General features: G+C 46.2%; 25 protein-coding genes and 1 pseudogene. 9 read left to right on the forward strand and 17 right to left on the reverse strand.

The genetic code is table 11. The features are described 5' to 3' along the window. The first annotated feature begins 39 nt into the window (after positions 1–39). Complete coding sequence (locus BZA03_RS04025) at positions 40–846, forward strand: DUF3307 domain-containing protein (protein WP_014949292.1); 807 nt, start codon at positions 40–42, stop codon at positions 844–846. 41 nt (positions 847–887) lie between these two features. Here BZA03_RS04025 and BZA03_RS04030 read toward each other — a convergent pair whose 3' ends face one another. After that, positions 888–1793 carry an AraC family transcriptional regulator gene (locus BZA03_RS04030; RefSeq protein WP_110288035.1) on the reverse strand — a complete coding sequence of 302 codons (906 nt, stop codon included), beginning with the start codon at positions 1791–1793 and terminating at the stop codon, positions 888–890. A 115-nt stretch (positions 1794–1908) separates the two neighbouring features. Here BZA03_RS04030 and BZA03_RS04035 point away from each other — a divergent pair, with 115 nt between their 5' ends. Both BZA03_RS04035 and BZA03_RS04040 read left to right on the forward strand, forming a co-directional pair. After that, complete coding sequence (locus tag BZA03_RS04035) at positions 1909–3015, forward strand: alpha/beta hydrolase (RefSeq protein ID WP_258364576.1); 1107 nt, start codon at positions 1909–1911, stop codon at positions 3013–3015. 30 nt (positions 3016–3045) lie between these two features. Beyond that, positions 3046–3615, forward strand: coding sequence for a nuclear transport factor 2 family protein (locus BZA03_RS04040; RefSeq protein WP_052247461.1), 570 nt, complete (start codon positions 3046–3048; stop codon positions 3613–3615). 58 nt (positions 3616–3673) lie between these two features. Here the strand turns inward: BZA03_RS04040 and BZA03_RS04045 are convergent, their stop codons facing one another. Then, positions 3674–4579 carry a LysR family transcriptional regulator gene (locus BZA03_RS04045; protein WP_110288037.1) on the reverse strand — a complete coding sequence of 302 codons (906 nt, stop codon included), beginning with the start codon at positions 4577–4579 and terminating at the stop codon, positions 3674–3676. A 198-nt stretch (positions 4580–4777) separates the two neighbouring features. Here BZA03_RS04045 and BZA03_RS04050 point away from each other — a divergent pair, with 198 nt between their 5' ends. The 3 genes from BZA03_RS04050 to BZA03_RS04060 all read left to right on the forward strand — a co-directional run bounded on the left by BZA03_RS04050 (position 4778) and on the right by BZA03_RS04060 (position 7409). Next, positions 4778–5749, forward strand: a complete 972-nt coding sequence (locus BZA03_RS04050) for an NAD(P)H-dependent oxidoreductase (RefSeq protein ID WP_110288038.1) — start codon at positions 4778–4780, stop codon at positions 5747–5749. A 77-nt stretch (positions 5750–5826) separates the two neighbouring features. Further along, positions 5827–6963, forward strand: a complete 1137-nt coding sequence (locus BZA03_RS04055; protein ID WP_110288039.1) for an ankyrin repeat domain-containing protein — start codon at positions 5827–5829, stop codon at positions 6961–6963. Between the two features lie 173 nt (positions 6964–7136). Beyond that, on the forward strand, positions 7137–7409 hold the full coding sequence (locus BZA03_RS04060) for a hypothetical protein (protein ID WP_039232628.1): 273 nt from the start codon (positions 7137–7139) through the stop codon (positions 7407–7409). 72 nt (positions 7410–7481) lie between these two features. Here the strand turns inward: BZA03_RS04060 and BZA03_RS04065 are convergent, their stop codons facing one another. Further along, positions 7482–8303, reverse strand: coding sequence for a DUF4437 domain-containing protein (locus tag BZA03_RS04065; RefSeq protein WP_110288040.1), 822 nt, complete (start codon positions 8301–8303; stop codon positions 7482–7484). Positions 8304–8491: 188 nt separating this feature from the next. Here BZA03_RS04065 and BZA03_RS04070 point away from each other — a divergent pair, with 188 nt between their 5' ends. Continuing rightward, positions 8492–9451 carry a LysR family transcriptional regulator gene (locus BZA03_RS04070; protein WP_110288041.1) on the forward strand — a complete coding sequence of 320 codons (960 nt, stop codon included), beginning with the start codon at positions 8492–8494 and terminating at the stop codon, positions 9449–9451. Positions 9452–9513: 62 nt separating this feature from the next. On the opposite strand, the gene BZA03_RS04075 is transcribed toward BZA03_RS04070, so the two are convergent. From BZA03_RS04075 to BZA03_RS04130, 13 genes are all read right to left on the reverse strand, one after another. Continuing rightward, on the reverse strand, positions 9514–11709 hold the full coding sequence (locus tag BZA03_RS04075) for a TonB-dependent siderophore receptor (RefSeq protein WP_075176483.1): 2196 nt from the start codon (positions 11707–11709) through the stop codon (positions 9514–9516). Next, on the reverse strand, positions 11699–13009 hold the full coding sequence (locus BZA03_RS04080; protein ID WP_075176484.1) for a DUF3526 domain-containing protein: 1311 nt from the start codon (positions 13007–13009) through the stop codon (positions 11699–11701). Before BZA03_RS04080 ends, BZA03_RS04075 begins: the two co-directional genes overlap by 11 nt. Beyond that, positions 13006–14448: a DUF3526 domain-containing protein gene (locus tag BZA03_RS04085; RefSeq protein ID WP_110288042.1), complete on the reverse strand. Its 1443-nt coding sequence runs from the start codon at positions 14446–14448 to the stop codon at positions 13006–13008. The genes BZA03_RS04080 and BZA03_RS04085 overlap by 4 nt, the downstream gene beginning before the upstream one ends. Next, positions 14445–15167, reverse strand: coding sequence for an ABC transporter ATP-binding protein (locus tag BZA03_RS04090; protein ID WP_069944200.1), 723 nt, complete (start codon positions 15165–15167; stop codon positions 14445–14447). Before BZA03_RS04090 ends, BZA03_RS04085 begins: the two co-directional genes overlap by 4 nt. Before the next feature lie 310 nt (positions 15168–15477). Beyond that, entirely contained in the window at positions 15478–16362 is an 885-nt protein-coding gene (locus BZA03_RS04095) for a DUF5677 domain-containing protein (RefSeq protein ID WP_110288043.1), read from the reverse strand. Between the two features lie 210 nt (positions 16363–16572). Beyond that, complete coding sequence (locus tag BZA03_RS04100; protein ID WP_110288044.1) at positions 16573–16992, reverse strand: hypothetical protein; 420 nt, start codon at positions 16990–16992, stop codon at positions 16573–16575. Next, positions 16985–17512 carry a terminase small subunit gene (locus BZA03_RS04105; RefSeq protein WP_110288045.1) on the reverse strand — a complete coding sequence of 176 codons (528 nt, stop codon included), beginning with the start codon at positions 17510–17512 and terminating at the stop codon, positions 16985–16987. The genes BZA03_RS04100 and BZA03_RS04105 overlap by 8 nt, the downstream gene beginning before the upstream one ends. A 562-nt stretch (positions 17513–18074) precedes the next feature. Beyond that, positions 18075–18443: a hypothetical protein gene (locus BZA03_RS04110; RefSeq protein WP_110288046.1), complete on the reverse strand. Its 369-nt coding sequence runs from the start codon at positions 18441–18443 to the stop codon at positions 18075–18077. 71 nt (positions 18444–18514) lie between these two features. Further along, positions 18515–19552: a phage major capsid protein gene (locus tag BZA03_RS04115; protein ID WP_110288047.1), complete on the reverse strand. Its 1038-nt coding sequence runs from the start codon at positions 19550–19552 to the stop codon at positions 18515–18517. A 150-nt stretch (positions 19553–19702) separates the two neighbouring features. Further along, positions 19703–20038: a hypothetical protein gene (locus tag BZA03_RS04120; protein ID WP_110288048.1), complete on the reverse strand. Its 336-nt coding sequence runs from the start codon at positions 20036–20038 to the stop codon at positions 19703–19705. After that, entirely contained in the window at positions 20031–20441 is a 411-nt protein-coding gene (locus tag BZA03_RS04125; protein WP_110288049.1) for a hypothetical protein, read from the reverse strand. Before BZA03_RS04125 ends, BZA03_RS04120 begins: the two co-directional genes overlap by 8 nt. Positions 20442–20492: 51 nt before the next feature. Then, complete coding sequence (locus BZA03_RS20335; protein ID WP_146212359.1) at positions 20493–20693, reverse strand: hypothetical protein; 201 nt, start codon at positions 20691–20693, stop codon at positions 20493–20495. 1108 nt (positions 20694–21801) lie between these two features. After that, entirely contained in the window at positions 21802–22062 is a 261-nt protein-coding gene (locus tag BZA03_RS04130) for a hypothetical protein (RefSeq protein ID WP_110288050.1), read from the reverse strand. A 199-nt stretch (positions 22063–22261) separates the two neighbouring features. On the opposite strand from BZA03_RS04130, the pseudogene BZA03_RS20675 reads away from it, so the two are divergent. After that, a pseudogene (locus BZA03_RS20675) lies at positions 22262–22489 on the forward strand (Rha family transcriptional regulator); the annotation flags it as partial. 75 nt (positions 22490–22564) lie between these two features. After that, on the forward strand, positions 22565–22693 hold the full coding sequence (locus BZA03_RS20550; RefSeq protein ID WP_258364577.1) for a hypothetical protein: 129 nt from the start codon (positions 22565–22567) through the stop codon (positions 22691–22693). Between the two features lie 39 nt (positions 22694–22732). Here the strand turns inward: BZA03_RS20550 and BZA03_RS04140 are convergent, their stop codons facing one another. Beyond that, positions 22733–24124: a tyrosine-type recombinase/integrase gene (locus tag BZA03_RS04140; RefSeq protein WP_110288052.1), complete on the reverse strand. Its 1392-nt coding sequence runs from the start codon at positions 24122–24124 to the stop codon at positions 22733–22735. Between the last annotated feature and the right edge of the window lie 2 nt (positions 24125–24126).

The raw sequence follows: 24126 nt of genomic DNA on the forward strand, positions 1-24126 counted from the left end.
GTTATGCAAAAAACATAATGCTTGTGACTGGAGAACCAAATGCTTGCTGAACCTCAACTGCTGGTGGCACTCGTGTTAGCGCATCTATTAGCAGACTTTTATTTTCAACCGTTTACCTGGGTACAGCAAAGAAACGAACGTCACGCACTGGCTTTGCCTTTATACCTACACGCAATCATACACGGTATACTCGCGGCAGCAGCAATGTTCTTGTTTTCATCAACGATAAGTATCGCAAGTATAGGTGTTGGTGCAATCGTAGTCGCCGTTTCTCACTTCAAAATTGACGTGATTAAATCGTATTGTAAGCAAAACACTACGTCTTTTGTTGTCGATCAAATAGCGCACATTGTCGTGATCTTAGGCGTATTTTTGTATGCCACCAATCAGTGGCGCGAGGCAGTGGGACTACTTCAGAAGGTAGGTACAACGCACCTATTAGTGGTCTTAGCCTATTTGGCGGTACTCAAGCCCAGTTCAGTTATTATTAAACAGCTGCTGTCGCCTTGGAGCGATGAAGTATTAGCTAATAAAATGCCGTCTTCTCACCCCAATGACCCGCCCACAATAAGTACAGAGGCACAACAAACTTTATCACTGGCAGGTCAACGAATTGGCTATTTAGAGCGCGTACTCATGCTTACCTTTGTATTGCTAAATCAATTTTCTGCTATAGGTTTTCTTATTGCGGCTAAATCAATATTTCGCTTTGGCGACCTCACTAAACACCAAGACAGAAAGCTAACTGAATATGTACTTTTGGGCACCTTCACCAGTGTGGCGATGACCTTTGCCATTGGCTTGGCATGCGCAGCGGCATTAGGGCAGTTACCTATAAAGTCTTAGCAAGGGCTTTATTGAGTAGGTAGTGTCCAAAGTAGTTTATTCTACGTGCTGTATTGTTTAATGAATTGGCTTGGGGTAATGCCTTCGTGATTTTTGAAAACACGACTGAAGTGAGATTGATCATTGAATCCCAATGATAACGCGATGTCGCTCATGGACTGAATATTCGCGAGTAAGTATTTTTTACTTTGCTCAACACGGTATTGGGTAATAAATTGGTACGGTGTTTCCCCAACACTCTTTTTAAACTCTCTTAAAAAGTGGAACTTGCTGCAAAAAACGAGTTCGGCCAGCGCATCTACGCTAATGGTACTGCCGATATTATCTTTAATGTATTGCTCAATCTTATCTATCTGTGACTTGCCTATTTTGACACTCTTTGCTGAGGAATCTTGAAGGTCGCGGTAATTTGAATAATTTTGGATATAATGAGCAGAAAGTGCAGACAATAAGTTACTTAAATAGGCTTTCCCATTACGACCCTTTGCTTGTGTCTCTAATAACAGAAGCTCAATTAGCCCCTTTATGGTCTCGTCTTCCACATTGTAGTTGTTCAGAAACTGCAGCTGTTCTTGTTCTACCTTAAACGGACATGCGTCTAAAAATACACGCTCTTCAACCGCTAAAATAACAAAATAACAAGGCTCGGATATGTCGTGTGTAAATGGCGTTTTAGGTGGATTAATCCAAATGTTTCCCGGACTGGTTTTTAAAGAAACCATACTTCCATTCGCTTCTATGTTCCAATTCAGATCGCTTTCAAGGGCGAGTGCGAAATAGAAATAAGGGGTATACACATTTTGAGGGTAAAAGTGAGGCGACTTTCCTTTCTCTAAAATGATGCCTTTCCAATCGAGACCGTCGTTTGAAAACGCAATATCTAGTACGTCTTTGCACGATGAAGGTTGATGTGTCGCATGATCAAAAAAGGCTAAACGTGACTTCAAGCTTTATGTTTCCTTTAGCAATAACCTACAAATAATTAGCATTAATGTGCAATAACTAAGGCGCACTATTTCATATCCTGTGCTCATTGATTACCCACTTAAAGAGCACAGCCAAATGCTTAAAACTACCATAACAGTAATTGCACAGTCACTTTTGATATCGCCACTGGTCATATTACAACCGGGCATATCACACGCTCAACAACCATCGCAAACAGACGCGTTAAACCAAGCCCGAGCAGGCATTGAACAACTAAGCGCTAATCACGCGCAGTTAAGCAGTGAAAACAAAAATAGTCATCGTCAATACAACCAGCAAGGATTTCAAATGGAAAATATCACGTTAAACACAGAAGTGGGCAACTTGGCTGCAAATTTATACCTGCCAAAAGGTATTACTAATCCACCAGTGGTCGTTGTTACAGGTGCATGGACATCAGTAAAAGAGCAAATGCCAGCTGTTTATGCAAAGGCACTAGCCGAGCGAGGCTACGCTGCTGTTACATTTGATTTTAGAGGTTGGGGAGCGTCAAGAGATACTGATGACAACCAAACCGCGTACCTTGAAGATCCTGTTCGTAAAACGCAAGATATACAGGCTGTTATCAAAGCGCTATCAAACGTCGCGCAGGTGGACAACAGCCGTATTGCTGGCTTGGCCATTTGTGCCTCAGCGGGCTATATGCTTGATGCTGCGGTTCAAAATACTCAATCAAGCCAAAATACACGGTTAGGTGCGGTGGCAGTAGTGGCCCCCTGGTTACACGATGAAGCAATGGCAACAGCTATTTATGGCGGTGAAGAAAATCGCAATCAATTACTTGCGTTAGCAGCGGCAGAGAAAGACAAATCCGAGCCATTAGTTATTGAAGCGGCAAGTTTAACAAATGAAAACGCCTTGATGTATAACGCACCTTACTACACTGAGCAATCACGAGGTTTGTTGCCTGCCTACGACAACAAATTCAACGTGACGTCATGGAGCGGTTGGCTTAATTATAATGCGCAGTTAAGTGCATCAAAACAGACTATACCGGTTTTAATGGTTGCATCAGAAGCGATGGCGCTGCCACAAGGTGCACATCAGTATTTGGAAAACGCGACTGATTCGGTAAATGCAATTTGGCTAGATAACATCAATCAATTTGACTTCTACGACCAACCTGAAGCCGTTGAAAAAGCCGTTAACGCCGCAGTTTCTCACTTCGACAGCTCATTGTAGGGCGAGTGTTTACCTATTAAAGGCTCAGAAATGAAATTTAAAGCCATAATTTGTGTCATGTTAGTTGGAGTTTTTACTATGGGCCATGCCGCCACATCCCATTCGAACCGTGATAAAGACATTGCAAGTATTCACAGCAACCTTAATAGCTTTTCAGCATTAGCTGACAACAATGCTTATGAATACTTAACCTTACTGTTTGCCCCACATGTAACAACAGACTACACCAGTTTGTTTGGGGGCGAAGCGGTAACCCAAAAACGTGAGATCTTAATGCAAAACTGGGCGGCTTTCTTGCCTGGCTTTGACAAAACATTCCACAACTTGGGAAACCCAAGTATTAATCGAAAAGAAGATATAGCGTTTGCTAACGTGCCATTTACTGCCAGTCATTGGCTAGGGCATGATGGTTTTTGGCAAGTTTCGGGCATCTACCACTTCACTTTTAGAAAGATAGAAGGGCAATGGCTGATTACTTCAGTGACACTAGAAAAGAGAGAGGAGGCGGGCAGTCGCGATATTTTAGCGATTGCGCCAGAAAATGCGAAAGACCGCTTGGCGGATCTGCAGCAAGTTAAAAACGATACCCTAGCGCACTGAAAGCAAACAAGTTACTAACGCCTGTTGAGATTTGATGCACAGTAAAAACCAACAGGCGCTAGCGTAAAACTGCGTGTTTTTCTTCAAGAAAGTCGATTAAGGCCCTAATTCTTTGGGCCTTTTGACTATGTTGCTGAAAATACATAAATAGCCCTGAATAAGGAAACCAGTTCTCTTTAAGTACGGGAACAAGCTCGCCAGTTTCAAATAATTCATCCACCATAGGTTCAACAATTCTTCCTATACCTAACCCTTTTTTGGCAGCATCAATCATCAAATCTGTATCGTTGACTACCATAGCAATCGGCATTGAAACACTCACAGCTTGCTGGTTTTGCCACAGATGAAGTGGCGCAAGTTTGTTAGAGGTAATAAAACGATATTGAATGAGCTTGTGTTTCTGAAGGCTATCAATAGCCGAGGGAAGGCCATACTTTTTAGCGTAGTGGGGTGAGCAGAACAAACATTCTTTAGTGGCTTTAGTTAATCGCTTTGCCACCATGCCTTCTTCTATCCTATCACCAAAGCGAATACCCACATCCATCCCATCGGTAATCAAATTTACGGCTGCATCGTTTATCGATACCTCAAGCTTTAAGTCTGGATAGCGCTCGCAAAACTCTTGGTAATAAGGCGCCAAAAGCTGTTGGAAGGCGAAGCGGGGGGTGGTAATACGAACCGTGCCCCTAGGGGTATAGCTAAGGGCGTTGACCTCTTCAAATGCAATATCTAACGTGTCGATAGCATGATGAGTTTGCTGCTTAAGTAACTTTCCCGCATCGGTTAATTCGACTCTACGCGTGGTTCGATTGAACAAAGGAACGCCCACACTTGCTTCTAGAGATTTAAGCGCGTGGCTTACAGACGGCGGTGCCATTTCTAACTGACGAGCAGCGCCACTAATACTGCCTTCATCGGCAATAGCATGAAAAACAATAAGTTGTTGAAATGTGGTGCCGTTCACTTATAGCGCCTCTTGAAAGTCTAAGTGACAAATTGGTCGAAGGGTTTCAAGCCCAAAATTATGTCTAGAATTTAATTGTTAGTTTTAAACTAATAATCTTTGAGTTAATCATCATCTAAAACTAAAGGTTGTTCAAGCATAAACTTCTATCTGTTCACTTTGAACCAACCATAAAATTATCACGCAAAGGTAGAAGTAATGAGTAAAGTATTAGTTATCTCCGGCCATCCTAATTTAGACCAGTCCAATGCTAATAGCGCTATTTTGCAAAGCCTGACTAAGCGCATAGACGACATTGAAGTTAGACGTTTGGACACCCTTTATTCTAACAACCCAATTGATGTAGAGGCAGAGCAAAAAGCCTTGCTTGACGCTGAGGTGATTGTACTGCAGTTTCCTTTCCACTGGTATTCTGTACCAGCTTTACTTAAGCGCTGGATTGACCAAGTATTTACTTATAATTTTGCGTTTGGCCCTGAAGGAGACAAGCTGGCGAATAAGCACTTTTTACTGTCCATTTCGGTAGGTGGCCCAAAAGAGTCTTATGGACCGCTAGGCTATAACCATTTCAGTGTGGAAGAATTCTTACGCCCGCTAGAACAGCTCGCTTACCTTGCAAAAATGCAGTACCACAAGCCAATTTACAGCCATCGCATGGTGTACATTGAAGGTGTTTACAACACGCTTTCAGACGTTCAGGCCCGTGGTGATCAACATGGTAAGCGGGTAGCCGATGCTATTGATGTTTTGATGAACTCACCAGAATTGCGTATTAAACAGTTTGTAACGACGTGGTTTGGGCAGTTCGATCAATTACCAGCGTCAAGTGAAGCGTTTCTACCGAATCTCAGCGAGGAGGTTGTCTGGCAAGCGCCAGAGGGGCGATTTCAAGGCCATGCTGGATTCAACGACTGGTACGCGTGGGCACGCAAGACGTTTAAACCTAACTGTGAGCACCGTGTAGATCAAATTGATATCAAACCCGATGCTGATTCAGCGAAGCCCAATGGATTTACAGTAGACCTTCGAATTAACCTTAGCGCTGACACATTTGAGTCGTCTGACTTTAAAGGGGAATCGGTTGAGGTACAGGTAAAAGAGCGCTGGCATGTGCATATTGATACCGAAGGTAAAGTAATCATCGACAGTTACGTTGTTAGTCCTTTGTAGAGATTAACAACGTGCTAAAAACTCAAAACCAGAATTTAAAACCAGGACAAAAAGCATTTAAAAAGTTAGGCGAGACAATGAATAAACCTATCCTGTTTACAAGAAAAACCAGCCAGTCTCTGGCGTTAATTGTGCTCTCTGGCATGGGCATTACCGCTTCGTTTAGCGAAGCCGTGGCAAACGAAGCAATCGGGGCGCTTTATTCAAGTAAGTTTGAAAGCAACATAAATCAGAACCTAACACCGCTGCACAAAGCAGTGTGGGATAACGATATACAACGTGTTAAGGCACTTATAGACAGCGGCGAAGATGTTAACGGACTCGATAGATTAATGGGGGTAGCGCCGCTTCATCTGGCTGTTCAAGGAAGGAACTTAGACCTTGTTAAACTGCTTGTGAAAGAGGGAGCATTCGTAAACTTGCAGTCAGTACGCCTGGGCGGAACGCCACTGTTATTGGCCGTGTGGCACAGAAATATTCCCGCGGTGGAATATTTATTAAGTTTGCCCGACATCGATACCACCGTTATTTCAGCGGCAGGCGCTACAGCCCTTGGGTTTAATCGAAGCGGTACAAAAGCAAACGATAAAGCGTTAAATGAAGATGTTGCCACTATTAACGCGCTATTTGCGGCTCATAAAGAGAAAACGCTGCAGCAAGCGCAAGAAAAAGCAGCCATTTATATGGTTGTTGCCAACCAAGCGCTGTCTGAAGAAGAAATGGTAGCTGAAATAAAAGTGCTGCTAGAAAAAGGGTATGACGTTAATGCGGTTGCGCCCGTATTGAAACAAGGCAGTGATTTTCATAGCGCGCTGCTGCTTGCAGCGATGAAAGGCTACCTGAAAGTAGCAAAGCTGTTGCTAGATAACGGCGCAGATCAAACGCTTACCGGCGCCTACATGGCCGCAATTGCTTTACACAAAGCCGCATATTTTGGGCGTGCAGACATGCTGACGTTACTTAGTCAATATCCTGGCTTTCAGGAAGTGCTTAACGCGCAAGGTCCTAACAACGGGTATACACCGCTTCATGACGCAGTGTGGCATGGGCATTTAGAGGCAGCGAAAGTATTGGTGGAAGCAGGAGCTAGGTTAGATTTGAAAGGTTATGATGGCAATACACCAGAGCAGCTTGCAAGGCAAAACGGTTATTCTATGATTGCTGAATACCTAGCAAATAAGCGGAGCAAGAGGGGAAATGCCCCGCGTACGTGAGCTGAAAAAAACGTACTAATGCCTATCGCTTTTAATTAACGAGTCGCCATACGAAACAAGCGGTTAGACAGAGTGCTGCAGAATCTCAATTGATTGCTTTTTATTCAATATATTTGCTTAGTTGAATTATCTAGCTTACATTTAAAAGTAACATTAGACAGAAGGACTTAGGTATGAGATTACTACTGGCAGCGTCAGTTATTTTATTAGCGGCATGTGACACAACGGAAATCGCTCAGCAGCAACCAGAAGTTAACAGCGGTGCGATTGCACTTTATGACGAACGGGGTAATTTCGTTAGGGAGTATCGTGATGTCCAAGACTGTCATGCCGCTGCTATACGTTATAATTTACGCAACGTAAAAGAAAACTCTGAAAGCAGTAACACTTACAGACGCGCTGGCACTATTGAGCCTAGAGTAACTTCATCGTGTCGAGAAGTGTAACAGCACTTGTGTTATAAACCTGCTTTAGCAAAACGCCCTTAAATGGGCGTTTTTTATGCTTAACATTTCTTATCACTTGGAATCTGTCACGTGATAAGGTGATGTTGCACGAACGTATACGATTGAAGGCTTGTTACCTTCGTTTTCAATGCGTGAGTGTGCACCTTTAGACAGAGTAAAATAGCTACCTGGATCAAGCGTTTTAACGTTGTCATATTTCAAGCTCCCACTGATTACGACTGCTTTGAATTCGTCAGATTTCGCTACTATCTCACCTTCAAAGCCTTGGGGCAGTTTAACAAACGAGCCATAAAGTGAATGTGTATCTCCCCACAGGTAGGCTGAAGAAACACCTGTTGCCGAAATATTTGCGGTATCTGTTTCGTGCAGCCACACCATATTGTCTGCGTGAACGTTGATGGGCCTTTCACCGTTGTCAAAATGTTCTTTTGATGGCTTTACAAGGTATGGGCCTTCATCAATTTCCAGGTAAATCAGGTTGGTTTTGTCGTTTGCCGCAGTGGTGTGATTTTCACCTGCTGGCTGGGTCCAAAACGAACCTGTTGGCATCCACATCTTTGCTGCGTTTGGATCGTCATTGTGCATTTTACCTTCAATCACAATACCTCTATAGGTTATGTTGTGAATGTGCGGTGGTGATTCAAAGCCTTTGTTAAATCGCACTAACATCCCCGTTGCCGTGTCTTTTGTTCGGTCTCCCCACAAGTCTGCTGCCCCGGGGCTTTTGTCGCCACGGGCTGGGTTCAAGTAACCCCACTCTACATCCTTGGCTGCAATAACTTTGTCTTGTGCTTGTGCGCCGGGTACAAGAAGAAAACAGGTGCTCAATAATAGCGATGCTACTGTCAGCTTGTTTCGTTTCGTTGGTTTCATTCAAACCTCCTAATTGTTGGTCGTAGGTTTTATTTAACAGACAGGCACAGTCTATTATTTCGAATAAGTCTCATAAACGACCAAAATCAATAAAGACTTTCCTGAAAATGTGGATAATAGAGGTGATCCATTTTGCTTTGTCTTTTCCGCCTTGAAATCAAAAGAGTGAAATAAACGTTGAGGGAAGTATGAAAACCGAAGACCTGTCTGTGTTCGTAAAGGTGGCTGAAGTGGGCTCGATAACCACTGCTGCGATAAAACTTGATATTAGCTCATCTGCTGCAAGTATGGCGGTTAAACGTCTAGAAGAGCAGCTTGGCGTAGCGCTATTCGTGCGAAGTACACGCAAAATTCGATTGTCACCTGAAGGAGAGCAGTATTTGCCTATGGCAAAGCAGGCACTCGACACCTTACAGCAGGGCCTTGCATTAGTAACAGAGCAGAAGCAGAGTATTCATGGTGAGCTTCGCATGGCGATGTCTTCGGAAATGGGTCGCAACTTAATGCGTGAACTGCTAAATAAAGTGCAACGCGAAAATCCAGAACTTTCATTGCGATTACATGTGAGCGACAGTCGGGTGGACTTCTACCGCGATGGTGTAGATGTAGCACTTAGAGCCATGACAAAAGAAGCGGTTAAAGAATCGCAGATGTATGGTTTTAAAGTGTGCAATATTCCGCATGTGATTTGCGCGTCTCCCGATTATTTAGAAAGAAACGGTGAGCCTACAACTTTGACTGATTTAGCGCAGCACAACGCACTTCTTTATAAGCTCTACGACCAAACCCACAATACGTGGGAACTTATCAACGAGGGCGAGAGAGTTAAAGTGAAAGTGAACAGTAATCGCGCTGTGAATGACGGTGATATTGTTCGGCGCTGGTGCGTAGATGGAGAGGGGATAGCTAAAAAGTCATGTATAGACGTTGCGGGGGATTTACTGAGCACAAAGCTGCAGCGTATTTTGACTGGTTACCACGTACCGCTAACTGAAATGTGGCTCATGCTGCCTAGCCGGCATCTTATTACGCCAGCGGTAAGATTAATTAGAGATGAATTAAAACAGGTTATTGAAAGTAAGCGTCAACGTCTTATTCAAAATCAAATATTAAAAGAGAGTGAATGGCCGCCGTGTGACAACGCCTAATTTAGTTAAAACAACACCTGAACATCATAAACGGAGAGGCTTTAAAAGCCTCTCCTTAAACCTTAAAAGCGATAGGCGGCGGTAAGCCTAAAGCGCTGAGGCGCGCCAGGTTCAACCCACACATCTGCGAAAGAGTTAGTATAAAACTCTTCATCAAACAGGTTATCTACTGCAACTTTAACTGACAAGTTTTCTATAGGCTCTATTTCAGCAAACGCACGAACCGTGGTGTAGCTTGGTAAGTAGAAGTCGGTAGCGGTTTGACCTAAGCGCTCATCAACATACAACAGCCCTGAACCGATACGTACTGGCATATCAGCAAATGTAAGTCCCTTGCTCAACTGAATGCTCAATTGGTTTTCTGGAACGTTAATTAAAGGATCGCCAGATTCAATGGCTGCAACAAAGTTAGCATCCGCCGCATCGTTTGTACTTTCAGCATCTACGAAGGTGTACGACACCCAAAGCGAAATATCATTTTCAAATTCAGCGTTAATGTCTAACTCAACACCACGGCTACGGGCTTCGCCAGCAGGGGTTAAGAAGAAGCCGTCAGACGCCTCAGGGCTATCATCATAAACAAGGATGTTACTTTGCTCGATATTAAACACGGCGAAGGTGATATCACCCCGTATATTATTAAACATTGATGTGAGGTCGGCTTTAACACCAATTTCCGCAGATTTCGATTCGTTAGGTTCAAACGGGTTTCCGGCGAAATCCGACCCCGTCAGCTGACGGAAACCTTCACCGTAAGTTGCGTACACACTTGTGGTGTCATCAAACAGATAAACAGCACCCACTTGTGGAGAAAAGCGTGTGTCGTCTTGTGAAGTGGTACTTACAGGTGACGCCAGGCGATTATCAATTTCCTGCTCGAACTTATCGAAGCGACCACCCAGCCTAACTTGGAAATTATCAGTGATGTTGATTTGGTCTTGGAAATAGATACCCCACGCTTCCTGAACTTCAAAACGGTCCAAGTTATCAGACAATTCCACATCTGGAAGTGGTGAGTAATCCGGATTAAAAATATCGACCACTAAGTACTGTTCTAAGTCCAAGTCGTTAATGTCAGTATCGCTTGAAAAGAATGGCGGGCGATAGCGCAGAATAATCTGGTCATTTTCAAACTTATCGTAGTCAGCACCAATAATCACGCGATGTGATAGCGACCCAGTATCGAATTGTCCCGCTATTTCGCCGCGTAAAACGAAGTAATCGGTTTGGAAATTACGGTAGCGCTTAAAACGAGACAACAAGGCTTGATTAGGATCGATAAATAACGTTTGGCGACCACCAAAGTTGTTTTCTAATGCATTACCCTCGAAAGTAGTATCGCGTAAGCCAGCACCCAAAAGCAGGTTCCATTCGTCAGCAAGTTTATGAGAAATCTCAATTTGATGACCAACCACTTCCGTATCGATGGTGTCGCCATTAGGATCGCCAGTAAAGGTTTCAATTGGCTGATGGCCCAACTTACCATCGATGGCCACTACGCCACGGTCGAAAGGAATTTTTTGCTCGGTGTATTCGAGTTCGTACGTAACCGTGGTGTCTGCTGATGCTTCCCACGTAACCGATGGATAAAAGCCAAAACGCTCAGTTTCTACTGTATCGCGGAAACTTTCAGCATCTTCATAAAAGCCTACTAAGCGTACACCTACATTTTCAGTACTGCCTGCAACCGATTGTACATCAGCCTCAATGCGCTTCTGCGACCAGCTTCCGTAAGTTGCTTTAATTTCACCACCTTGACGAAACTGGGGGCGCTTTGTAACAAGGTTTACCGCTCCACCTGGTTCACCGCGACCAAACAGCGCAGCTTTAGGGCCTTTTAATACTTCAACATGATCAATGCCAGAGAGATCACGAGGTCCGCCAAATCCGCGTCCTGCATTAAAACCGTTTACCAGAAACCCGCTAGGTAAGTTTTCGTCACCTGAAAAACCACGAATAGCAAAGCTGTTCCAAAGGCCACCAAAGTTATTTTGCCTTGCTACCGAAGCGGACAGGTCTAAAGCGTCGTTAAGGTTTATAGCGCCTGCATCATTGATGAGACCAAGGTCGATATCCTGCGCTGCTGCCGGCACTTCTTTATATTCAAATGCCCCTTGATACGCACGGTGCATACCATGCACCGTAATTTTCTCTACATCCGCTTCCGATTGAATATCAGTATTTTGCGCATTTGCAGGCGCATTCAAAAGCGTTGCGATAGAAAGGGCGAGGGTAGATTTTACCCAACTAGTCTTCATTAGTGTTTTCCTGTGTCTTTCTTATTTTTGGTGAAAATTGAGGTAGCTGTTTAAAACTGGCCGATGAAAACTCCGGGGCTTCAAACAAGTGATGATAGTAGAATTTGCGCAACGACGCATGAAACTCGCGAACATTATTTTCGTAGTTAACCATGGCTTTAACATCGGTATCAGCAGCACTCGTTAATAAGCGTTGCGTTAACAAAGACGGGGATAGCAGAGCAACATAGCTTGCAATTTTATCTTTGCGTAAGGTGGCGGCTTGATAAGCCTCTGAAAGTTCCTTTGCCGTTTGGTCGCCAACTTGTTGAAATGCGTAATACCACTTCCAATTAAATGAACTGTCTCGTTGTGGATCAAAGTCGGTTTTATCCGCCCACTGTGGGTGAGTTTCAATAAACGCTTCCCATGTTTGTTCAACAGGTTTGTCCCATGCACTATTAACGGCTTCTCGCTGCGTGAGCACAATGTCGCCGCCCTCAGGTGTATCGACCGACGCATTAATTATGGTGTGCCCGGTAACTGGCACAATAACCGTTGTGACAAGCCATACGCCTAACATGATTGAAGCTAGGTGCGTGGCGCTGAAATTGGCAAAACGCTTAGCAGCACCTATAGCAAGCACAATAGCGCTCCAAACAATTATGCTGCCAATGACGATGGTACAAACCGTTACTGTTTGAAACACAGACGCGCCATTCACTACACTAAAGGCAATAAACGGAATAAGTGTAACTAGTGCCAAGGGCACCAGGGTTACCAATACGCGTGATGACCAAATAGCATGCGAATTGCGTGCGGTTACATTAAGTAAGTCAAAACGGCGGGCTTCGCGTTCCTTCGCTTTTAAGTCGTAAAGGAGCAAAATGATAAACAGAGGCAACAGCACACTGGTAACGAAAGCAAAGTCAAAACGCCCTAGGAAAGCAAGCTCCGGATTGTCTGTATCGCTTTCATAAATCTGACCTTCTAGCGCTAGCATTCTAATACGGTGCTTCCACGGAAACACATCGCGCTCTCCTACGGCAGCAAACGCCAACGGCGAGGGCGGGGCATAGGTCAAATGAAAGGCGTAATAGGCTACCATGCCATAATTAGATTGGTGAGTAAGGACAGCGTTGCGCTCTGTTTCATCTTTATCTAACAAGCGCTCTATAGTGGCTTGCTGCTCTTGCATTTCCGAATAGCCAGACCACAACGACACCGAGCTTAAAAGAAACACGACCAAAAGCGTTAGTTTTATCTGACGATGGCCAAATACGAAACCCGCTTCTCGTTTAATATCATTAAAACGGATCATGGATTTAATCTCCTAACTGCAGCTTGAAGAAGTAGTGCGGTAAGTCCCATCCAAAGCAACAGCTGAATAAAATAAATCAACGCGTTACTAATGCGTGTGCTTCCTGCTTCTGGTTTAAAATCAAACTCTGCTAAGATCGCCCAGTTATCTGCGCCAACTACAGCTTTGTCTGCTGCTTCTTCACTGGCGTTGCGGTTCATATCTAACTTGTAATCGAGTTTTTCAGCGTGAACCTTGTTCAAAGCCTGAACAAACTCAAGTCTTAGCGTTTCCGCTTCCCTTAAAAAGCGGTGGTGTGTCTCGAGGCTAGTTCCCGCAAGGATTGTAGAAATAGAGCGCACCGCAACCGTCGGCGAAAGCCAGCCAAACTGCCGTGCTATTTGGGCTTGTTCCAACTCTTCAGTCATGCGGGTTTCAGCAAACTCATTAAGCACTTTGGCTTGTCGACCTTCGGAGTACTGGGCAACAATGCCCCTGAAATTAACGGGTAAGTCGTCAACTGAATCTACATTGTATTTCGCTAGTAAATCTTCTTTTAGCTTCTTGAATGCAGGATCGTTAACGTCATGACCGTCACCTAAACTTCTAAGTTTTTCTTCCACTTTGAAATCGGCTTCAAGTTTTCCCATTGAAGGGGCAATGTTTGTGGCAACGCTGCTCCCTAAACGAGGAAGCAACACACAAGCGCTCATCCAAATGACAACAAGAACGGTGAAGCTAACGCTGCTTTTTTCAAATATGGCCGAGCACGCAGTGACTACCGCAGCCCACAGTAAAAAATAAACCACATAACTAAGGCAAAAGAGTATTACAACAAGCGCACTTTCGTTTGAAAACGCGACATAAAGACAGGCAAGCAGTAGCGGGAGTAAAAATAGGCTGCTAGCGGTTACGAGCGCCAGAAGCTTTCCTAAGAGCAATTGCCAACGGGTGGTGCCTTGAGAAAGTAATAAGGTTAGCGTGCCGGCTTCGCGTTCACGTGACACGCTGCCGTAGCCAATTAGAATGATAAATAAAGGTGCAAGAACCAAAGCTAAAAAGCTGGGTGTTAAACTACTAAAGCGTGTAAGCCCTGCGGATTGGCGCTGCTCGGCGAATATCGCACTATTTTGGCGGTGCCCTTCTAAAAATATAGCGTTCCCCGTGTAGGTATCGACACCCGGTTCAATTACGCTCAGTGGAGTGGGGGCACGAAATACATAATGACCATAATGCACCATGCGATGAGGGTGCTTATCGGGCTGTGCCTCAAAGCGTTGTTCAGCTTCTGTTTGAAGGTGGTCTCTGGTGTGGGCAGCCTCATCGATGTGAAAGGCGTTAACTACCAGTGCAGCTATGGTAAGCATAGCGCCTAGCAATAAAACGGTCGCTGCTACTTTTGTTCGCATCCAATAGCGCCACTGTTCTGCACAAATGATTTTAGCAACATTCAGTATCATACATTACGCCCTGCAAATGCTGCGTGAACGGCTTCAGTATCTATTGGCGTATCGCCTGCACGCTCGAAAGAACCGGTTAATTTGCCATTACTTAAAAGCACAATTCGATGGGCAACTTGGCAGGCACCGTACACGTCGTGGGTAACCATAAAAATAGTAGCGCCACCCGCTGCCAGCTCTGACACTAGCGCGTTAAATTCGTCGATGGCTGCTGGATCTAGCCCTGATGTGGGTTCGTCTAAGAACAGTACAGGCGCATTGCGCAGTAGCGCCAAAGCAATTGCGGTCTTCTGACGCATGCCTTTTGAATAATTAGATAGCGCCTTATTCCACGAGTCTTCTTGAAGTGCGACCTTGCGAAGTGCGGCGAACATATCGTCGTCAGACTTATCGACTCCAGCTACTGACAAGAAATAACGAATGTTTTCTACGCCAGAAAGATGGCCATATAAGGTGACAGATTCGGGTAAGTAGGCAACAGACTTTTGAACTTGGTTTGGCTGGGTAGAGGCATTATGCCCTAATACAGTGGCGCTACCGCTACTTGCCTTCATAAGCCCTAAAAAAGTTTTAAGGGTGGTGGATTTACCTGCGCCATTTCCACCTAAAAGTGCAAATACTTCGCCTTTTCCTACATTAAAATTGAGATTGTCTAAAAGCGTGCGATCGTCAACACACACGGTAAGCGCATCCGCGCATATCACTGAATTTGTTTGCATTGTTTGGAGAAGCTATACATTAGAATTGTACTGCAATGTTATAATATAACCATCTAAATGGGAATAGCTTTTATTTAGGTAGTGTGTGTTTTGTTTTAATTAGAACAATTTACAAATTTCGGACGCTGGAACGAAAAAGGCTTGCCGAGTGGCAAGCCTTTGGAATTGGTGGAGCTGGCGGGAGTCTACGACAATCGCCCTTGAAGCTCTTTAAGCGCCTATATTCACGGGGTTATGAATCTCTAGGGGGTCCAAAAAAGGGGTCCAAAATAGGCTCTCGCTTATAGTTCTTTTGGCTCCGGTTCAACTCTTATTTGGGAACTGAATCCGCGTCCTTATGACACGCCTCGAGAGCTTCCTCAATGCTTCTAAGCTCATCCTCCGGGACGTTATGATCGAGAGCTTGTCCAACGAACCGGACGGCGTCTATAACCACTTCACAAAGCGTATGTATGACCATATCGAGATCTTCGAGGTGAGGTTCGTTTTTGAACTCCTTAACGGTTCCGTCATCGTTAAGTTCGAAGTGTCCGTCCTCAAGAGACTTCGCATCAGAATGAACCGCCGCGCTCCCCATCCGATAAAGTAAGTCGTACCTATCCAGCCGATCCGCTTTTCTTGCGTATTGTTCCGTTGTTACTGAGAACCTCTTGAGAGCCTCCTTTTCGGAGCGTCCTACAAATAACTCCGGGCGATGAGACTTAAGCCGTTCGATTAGTTCTGCTTCCATTGTATTACAAGACGCTTCGACCTGCTTTATTAGTGCCTTGTCTTTAGGTTTCCTTCGGCTTAAATAAGAGGCAAAAGCCCGACCTTGCCTAACACGGTCCTTACGTTCTGCGAGTTCATAGTCGATGATAAATTGCTCGTCGTTCGTTACGGCTCCGAGCTTAAAGAGCGTCTCGAGGGCGCATCGTTGTTGTGTGTCCGCTTGGACTCTCATTCCTTTAGTTGCAAGCATTATGGCGGCCTGAACGAAGTTAAGGGACCTAGCATAAAGAATTGCGCACCATGCGCGGCGAATATCTTTCTCAGGCTTGGGGATACTCATCTCGTATTGGAGAGACCACGCGAGCTTATTAAGTCGATAGAAGACCTCTAGAAATTCGCCGTAAGTGTTGTTTACGTACGTAAAAACTCCGAGAGATGAAACCTCGAGGAAGCCCTCTCGGTCGAAATCCGTTAAGTCGTCCATGTTAGGTCCTTGTTAAACTACGTTATACGTGAGATGGGGTCTTCACTGCTTAATACAACTAGCGAATAGTAAGAAGGTCCCTCGAGACCTCCTTCTTCAAGTTCTCCCCGATAGTCCCAAGGATAACGAACCCGGGGGCCTCCCGTCTCGACTCACGGAAGAACGTCTCCCGGCGTCGTTGGACTCGCTTCTTTGCGGTGTACTTTTGGTTCATGGTCTCACCTTCGCGAGTTGCTCTCGAAGTTTGTTCTTACGTTCCTCACTCAGCGGTTTCCGTTGTGGCTTCTTCTTGATTCCGAAGGCTTCGGCGACCTTGTGGACGTCCTTAGACTCAAACACAAGGAAGCCCCCGTCGTCGGTCGAAGATTTCTCCCATTCTCCGTCAAGTTTATCGGCCAATTTAAGGCGATTGTTAAAAAGACGGACTGACCCCTTAGTCATGGTCAAAAGAAGTCTTTTAGCCTCTATATCGTAACTTTCTATGTGGACTTGCGCTTTGTCGTGTGAATGTCCTCTAAGAACTTTCCAAGCGGCATGATTAACAAGGACGTAAATCCCGTCTGTGTTCTTTTGGACGTAATAGCGGTCTGAGTAGACCTTCATTAGTTCGTTGTATTGCTTATCACTCATCGTTAAGTTCCTCGGCCTCCTTTAAGGCTCTCTCGTGTAGTTCAGTTAGAAGAATGTCGATCTCGTCTTCGAGAACTTCCTTAACGCGGTCCTCGTGCATTTCCCCAACGATAAGAGGGGCGACTCGACGCGGAAGGTTAAGAAGTTGGGCGCGAAGGTTGGCGATCTCGTTGGCGAACCCTTGGACCACTTCCTCTACTAGAACGACGAGCTTCTTCTTCTCGGCGAGTTCTATTCGACGCTTGTCTCTCTCAAGTTCCGAGATCTCCGTCTCTGCTTCGAGCTTCCTTTGTTTAAGGTCTGATGGTGAGCCGTTGGACGCTCCTTCGGGCGTTCCTTGGGGATTGTCCTTTGAGATTTGGTTCTTAACGTGCCAGTCGATAACGTCGGACGTCTCGAACTCGTACGACTTGCCTTCGCGGCCTTTACGTTCGACGGGGAGACCTCTCGCTATCCTGTTGTCGATCGTAACGACGGAGACCCCGAGGACGTCCGCGAGTTCTGCTCTGTTAACAATCATGCTATATATTCCTTTTGGTTATAGATAAACGTAAATGTATTCTTTTATGGCTCCGAGAAATGAATAACCGCAGCGCGAATGACCCTCGGTGTAGAGCCTAGAAAGGACCCATAAGAACGCGCCTAGGCGACGCCCTGAGCGGATTTCTCGGAGACTTCGCGCGAATACCTTAACGACTCGCTTCGCGGCTCTGAGGCGCTCTGAGGGGCTTTAACGCGGGGCTATTTTTGACGCTTCCCGGGGATAATCTTTCCGGGTTGGCGTGGGACATCCATTCGAGGGCTATCATCTAGCCGGGGCCTATTGACCGGGGGCCATTCGCGAACAACCTCCTCGACGTCTCCGTTCCGAACCTTCGTAAGGTTTGACACTGTGGAACGCGTGAGCCTTCTTCGTGGTGTTCGTAAGGGCTGAGACGTGAGGAGTTTCTCGGAGGTAAACGGAAGCGGTTCTCTCGGTCGGTCGTGTGGGCCATGCTTTGAGAACAAGGGCCAAGAGGAACGACCGAGGGATTAAATCGAGAGGGGCTTCTTTTCGTCTACCCCCGGGGGAGGGGGAGCATTTAAGAACCCCAACGAAACGGATTCGAGGTCCAGCGTTGGCGAGTTCCGGGAATAAAGTTCTCGTTCCCTGTTTCATCTTTATGGGCTTTCTTTTGGATGTGTTGTCTCGCTCTTGCCATAAGTGTTCGGAAGATCTTATCCGTTTCTATATCGCTCATGTTGTAGGAATTTTTAAGCCATTCTTTCGACGCTTTGGTTAAGATAAACGACTGATAGTCTCCAAATGCGCTAACCATGATCCGGACCCCGTGGTCTCCTATCTTGAAGTCGCTCTCCGGGTCTCCGGGGCGGGTCGAGATAATGCATCCCTTTGCCTCTTCAAGAGCGAGTTTATAGTCCGATTTATTTCCTCTTTTAAATATTTTCATTGTTTGTTCTCCTTGGTGGTAGGTTGCCCCGAGGAAAGGACCCCCGGGGGGTATTCTTTAAGGCGGAGTCGTTAAGCGATTCCCGTAACCTTGACGAAGCTCTCTTGATTCAAGACTTTAGCGTCTACGTCGAACAATGAGCGGATTCGGGTCGCTCCGGTCTCTGGTTGTCCGGCGGGTGTGTATGTATGCGCTAAGAACTGAATTTCAGAACTTGTGACGGCCTGATAGTCGCTATAACGTCCGGCGATAAGGGTTCCCGTCGGCATGAACTTCGAGACCAACATTCGATTAGTCGGTAAACTTAAAGCGGGGTGCGACTTGGCTCCGGTCTCTTGTCTCATCTTTTTAGCGACGTCCGGTGACATAACGACTGATAGAGCGTCTTTATCCAGACCGTTACCTTCTAATACTTCGATTGCTTCGCTAAGGATAACGAGTCCCGTCTTTGAGGCTCCGGCCAAGGTTTGTCCGGTGACTTGCTTAACGAGGCCGTCGGGTTGGTTCGCATTGATCGCTGAGTCCCCGGCGATAAGAGCTTGCTCAACGGCGTTCTTAATGGCGATGCCTTGTCCGATCTTCACTTGGGGAATAAGTCCCGGGGCAAGCTTCGTAATGTAGCGAGACGCAAGCGAGAAGGCTCCGACTGTGTGGATTGAATACGGGAAGTTAACCGTCGAGGCCGTACTCTCGGGGATCTCCGCGTTCTCGCCTAGCCAAGCGGTCCCAAAGTGAGAGTCGAAGCCCGGGAAGAACGGAGTCCCTTCGAAGTTGCCGCTTGTGTCGAAGGAAGTCCCGGCTCTGGCTAAAATGCCCGACGCTAAGATCATGTGCTTCCATGTGAATGTGTTCGGCTGTGAAGCGTTCGAGAGGGAGGAACTGTTTGCCGTTGTCATATCTCGACGAAGGGTTGAACGGGTTGCCTCGGGAAGTGTGGCCCTTTCGTCGTTCGTAACGACTGAGTCGTCGAGAGAGACGCTAAAGTCCGAAGGGGCGGTGTGTTTGTATCCTCGGAAGTCGCCTTCGTCGTTAAACGTTGGGATCTGCTCCGGGCGAGCGTTCGCGATAAGGTCCGCGAAGTTGCGGTTCTCAATGGATTGATGTTGCATGTTGTTGGTTCCTTATGGGTAAGGGTTATTGCTTAAAGGTTGGCGGAGCGTTGCACTCCAAGAGGAAAGGGGACGGGGAAGTTGAAGGCCGGGGAAATGGGCTTCGTGGGGAAATTGTCTTTGAATGGTTCTTATGGTGAGACTCAACGATTATTCATCGACTATTGGGCCGAAAAGGGCCTCGAAATGGCGTCCTGTTGTCATAACGCAAGGTAAGCCTTGGTAATGCATTACTACGAGGAGATCTAAGTTTTTAAGGTCGTTAAGTGCGTTTTTAACCTGAGTTAACGAGACACCCGCTCTCGCTTTGATACGTCTTAAAGGTACATGATGCTGAGCGTGACCTTTAAGGAGTGAAATAACGGCTAACAAGACTTGCTTGTTTCTTTTAGCTATTCGGATATCGCGCTCGTTGCGTGGGATACCGTCGAAGAACTCTTGAACGTTCTTGTTGCTTATCAGTTGAAGGACATAGGGATTAACCATCGACGCTGTCCTCATTAAGACTGTCTGAATTTAAGAGAGACTCGAGGAGGCGATCGGCGAACTCGTTTGCCTCTTGTTTTTCCTTACACTGTTGCTCTTTCATCCGACGTTGAGCGAAGGCATAGGCAGCCGCAAGTTTCTTTGTCACCCTACTGCGACCCTCTCTCTTGGTCTCGTTTATCCAGTAGTGAAGAAAGACATCGAATAATTCGAAGGGAGCCATCTTTTCGCGGCCTGTTATGAATCGTAGATCCCCGAGAATTTCCTTAAGCGTCTCTTTTGAGTGAGGACGCATAAATGTGTATACATCCGGGAATCGTTTGGGTCTTATGAATGTTGCCTTTTGGACGAACGTCTTCGGCTTCTTTAGTTCAGTCTTTACGTCAATGATCTTTTTCTTCATGGGTTGTGTTCCTTAGGTGGGATTCGGGAAAGGTGAAGAAGCGCTCTCCGGTTAGTTGTCAGTGGCGGTCGCTTTGTGGCCCTCTTTGACCAGATAAGCAATGGCGACGGATAAGCTCGGCTTTATGCCTGTCAAATCAGATAAACGAGACTGAGCCTCTAAGATGTGGCTTTCGGTAGTCTTGTCGGCACAAACAACGATGCGGCGTCGAGTGGAGCCGTAAGGCGTCCGGTTTTTTATGTCGGTTCTCATGGGTGATGTTCTCCGGTGTTTATGAGTTAACGAAAGTATGCAAATTGACAAAAAGAAGACGCTCCGAGGAACGTCTGTAAGGGAATAAGGGATTGCCCGACGGCTTTCCGGTAAAAGAAGATAAACCCGGGGGAAGTCTTACGTCGGGACTTTAAGCCCACCAAGGACCAACTAAGGAAGGAGAAGACCTCAGATATTTCATGGCCCTGTAGCGAGGAGACTTGAAGAATCTTAAGTATGCTCTTTAGGGCGGTCCTTTGTCTGAGGAAACTCTCTAAGGTAGGTTGCATTTGTAATTGATAGCAACCAAAACAAAGGTGGTTCTTAAGGGGAGTCTTCGAGTTGAACCTTAAGGTCTAAGGGTTACCTACCTCGAAGGCTATCCTTAAGAACATCTTTAAGACGGACCTAAAGGTTCTGTAAGAATGTTAGTAAGAACATAAGTAAGTAGGGTCTTTAAGAACATCTTTAAGGTCGTCTTTAAGAACGTCGTTTAGACGGCCCCCCTTACCCCCCAAACGGTCCCGATGCCCCCCTTAAGGTCGTTCGGTCGTTAAATCTTGGTGGTAGGTCTTAAAGATAACCATAAGAACAATCTTTTCGACTTTTTCGTCTTGTGTTCTTTTTCTTATACGAGGGGACAATTCGGGAGGCCGCGTCCTTACTGGGTTTCAGCGATTCGGCGAACTCCCTAATTTTGGCCTAAAAATCGAAATTATAAGACCATTCCCCGGTCATATTTCCGACGGAATAATCGGCTGTTCTTTAGGTCGTTCTTTGGGAATATAATAGTGTGTGTTCTTCTTATACGGGGGGACAATTCTACAGACCACGTCTTTACTGGGTTTTAGGTAATCGATGATTTGAGCCTTTATTACCCCTTCGAGCACACTATCTAGGTCTACTTTAGGTGTGTTCTTCTTCTTATACGAGGGGACAATTCTACAGGCCGCGTCCTTATTGGGTTTTAGGTAATCGACGATTTGAGCCTTATTACCCCTTTGAGCACATTATCTAGGTCTACTTTGGGTGTGTTCTTTTTCTTATACGAGGCGACAATTCGAAAGGCCCCGTCGGACAGGGCCTCCCGTTGTTCTTCATGTTCCTATTAAGCAACGTCAGCAATCTTCTCCTTTGCTACGAAGAACAGGTCCCCAAGAGTTATGTAAGGACGGCCCTCTTTGACGATATGAGTGGCGTTCTCGGGGTTGGTTACCTTATCCCAAAGGTAAGCGAAGACGTCACTCTCGTTGGCGTTGTGAAGGTCTCGGGGAGAGGCGGCCCAAAGTTCATCAGGAAGGCAGTTCTCGGGGTAACCAAGGGCGGCGGCTTTGGACTCATTGAATAGGACAGGTTCGTTAAAGTTCATCTTCTCGTTTACTCCTTGTGGTTGAACTTTGAATAATCCTATAACGAAATAAAATCTCTGTAAATCAATTATTTAGTATCTTGTGTGGGACTGTCTCTCGAGTGGGAAGGTCGCATCGAGGAGAGGGTCTTAACGCCCCCAAAATTGGGGCCGAGAGAACAGTTCTCGAGGAGGCGTCGAAGTGAATCTTAAACACACAATGACAAGCCGCGAGATCGCGGAGTTAACAAACAAAGAACACGGTCACGTTATGAGAGACGTCCGTTCGATGCTTACAAAGTTAGGTAAATCTCACGATCCATTTTTGGATTATGAGAAATCAAGCCGAGGACGTCTCGAGCCATTATTCCGCCTAGACCGTGACCTTACTATGACCCTCGTCACGAAGTACGACACCGCGAGACGTTACGCCGTTGTAAGACGTTGGAGGGAACTCGAGGGGCGATTTTTTAAGCGTCAAATGTTAACGTATGAGTATTTTAGTAAAACAAGGAGTAAGTTGATGAATAAATATATAGGAGCATTGGTCGGTATTATTGGTTGTGTGATGATCGGTATAGAGAATTGGGAAATACTTATCGGAGTTTTATTGATTATTTGGGGTCAGAATATTTCCGCGATGAAAAAATAATGTAGAGGGAACTTGAGGAGGGGCCCGGGGGCGGAGACCTTAGCCTCGACCCCTTTTGCCCGGTTTCGGTTCGACCTTGAGGCCCTTGTACGTGATTTTGTTCAAGAGTTCGGCTTTCTCGGGAATTGTGAGTCCCGCCGAATACGTTCCGTAAGTTTCCCCGACCTTCTCGTGGCCTGTTATCTCGGCGGCTTGGTTGTGGTGGTAACCTTGACGCTCGAGGAGAGTCGAAAGGGTCTTTCTCAAGGAGTGGAAGACGTAACGCTTATCATAACCAAGTTTCGTCTTAAGTCGACCGAACGACTTCCCGATAGCCGAAGACCTTTCTCCGTTCGCTGTGACCGGTTCCCCGGGTAGAAGGTAACCGTCGGACGAGTTCTCGACGAGGTGTTCGACGAGGGGAATAATATCTTTATGAACGGGAAGATCCCGGAGTCCGGCTTCGGTCTTTGAGTCGCCAATCTCAAAGTATTTAACTCCGTCCTTCTCTTTGACGTCCTCGACCTTGAGGTCTGCTAACTCCTCGATACGCGCCCCGGTGTAAGCCCCAAGGAGGATCAGGTCGTGGAGGTTCGCGTCGTCCTTCTTAGCGCGCGCCGCGTCGACCAACTTAATAACGTCCTCAGTCTCCCACGCTTGGCGGATCTCCTTGCGACTAACCTTTTTCTTCTTGGTGAACTCCGGGTTCTCGAAAGGGTTAACGCCGTCAGGGTCAAGGTGTCCCATCCTCATTAAGAAGCCGTAATACTTCCGACAAGCTCCGATAAGGCCCTTTAGCGTATCAATAGCGGGAGCGTTCTCTCCGGACTCCATCTCAACGATCCAACGAGCGACCTCGGTCTTCTTAATGGGGAGCGCAGGGAACTTCTCGGCCATCTTCTTGATCCGTGTGTCGTGTTGCTTGAGAGTTCTCGGGATGACTTTATTCTCGAGACTGGCTTTCCATTCATCTAAGAAGGAGAGCGTCGGGACCTGATTCCCCGAGATAATGTTCGCTAAGGTCTCGGCTTCGGCTGCTCCTTTAGTCCGTGATACGTTTTCGAGATAGTCGTCCAGTGCGAGAGCTTGTGTACCAATCTCAAGGTCGTCTAAGTCGGCGGTCGTAAGTTCGTTATAGGGATTTTTCTTACGGAATGAGGCTAATAGGTCGGCGTCTTTGCGTCTCTCCGCTTCGATAACCTTTTTCCAACGAAGAGCCTCGTCGATGGCTGTCGAAGATCCTCGATACTTTTTGATTTGAGACCGCCACTCGTGGAACAACTGAGCGGCCTTATATTCGGCGATCTTGAGATCGTCCGTCTCGAGTGACTTAATAAGTTCTCCGGTTGGGAAGTGTTCCCGGACGTCTTGAGGAACTACCATTCGAGCGTACAACGTGTTACTCATCCAGTAGATCCCACGCTTACCCGTTGAGACGCGATCCTTCGACATGT

This window comes from Alteromonas sp. I10, from assembly GCF_003201515.1.
Taxonomy (GTDB): Bacteria; Pseudomonadota; Gammaproteobacteria; order Enterobacterales; family Alteromonadaceae; genus Alteromonas; species Alteromonas macleodii.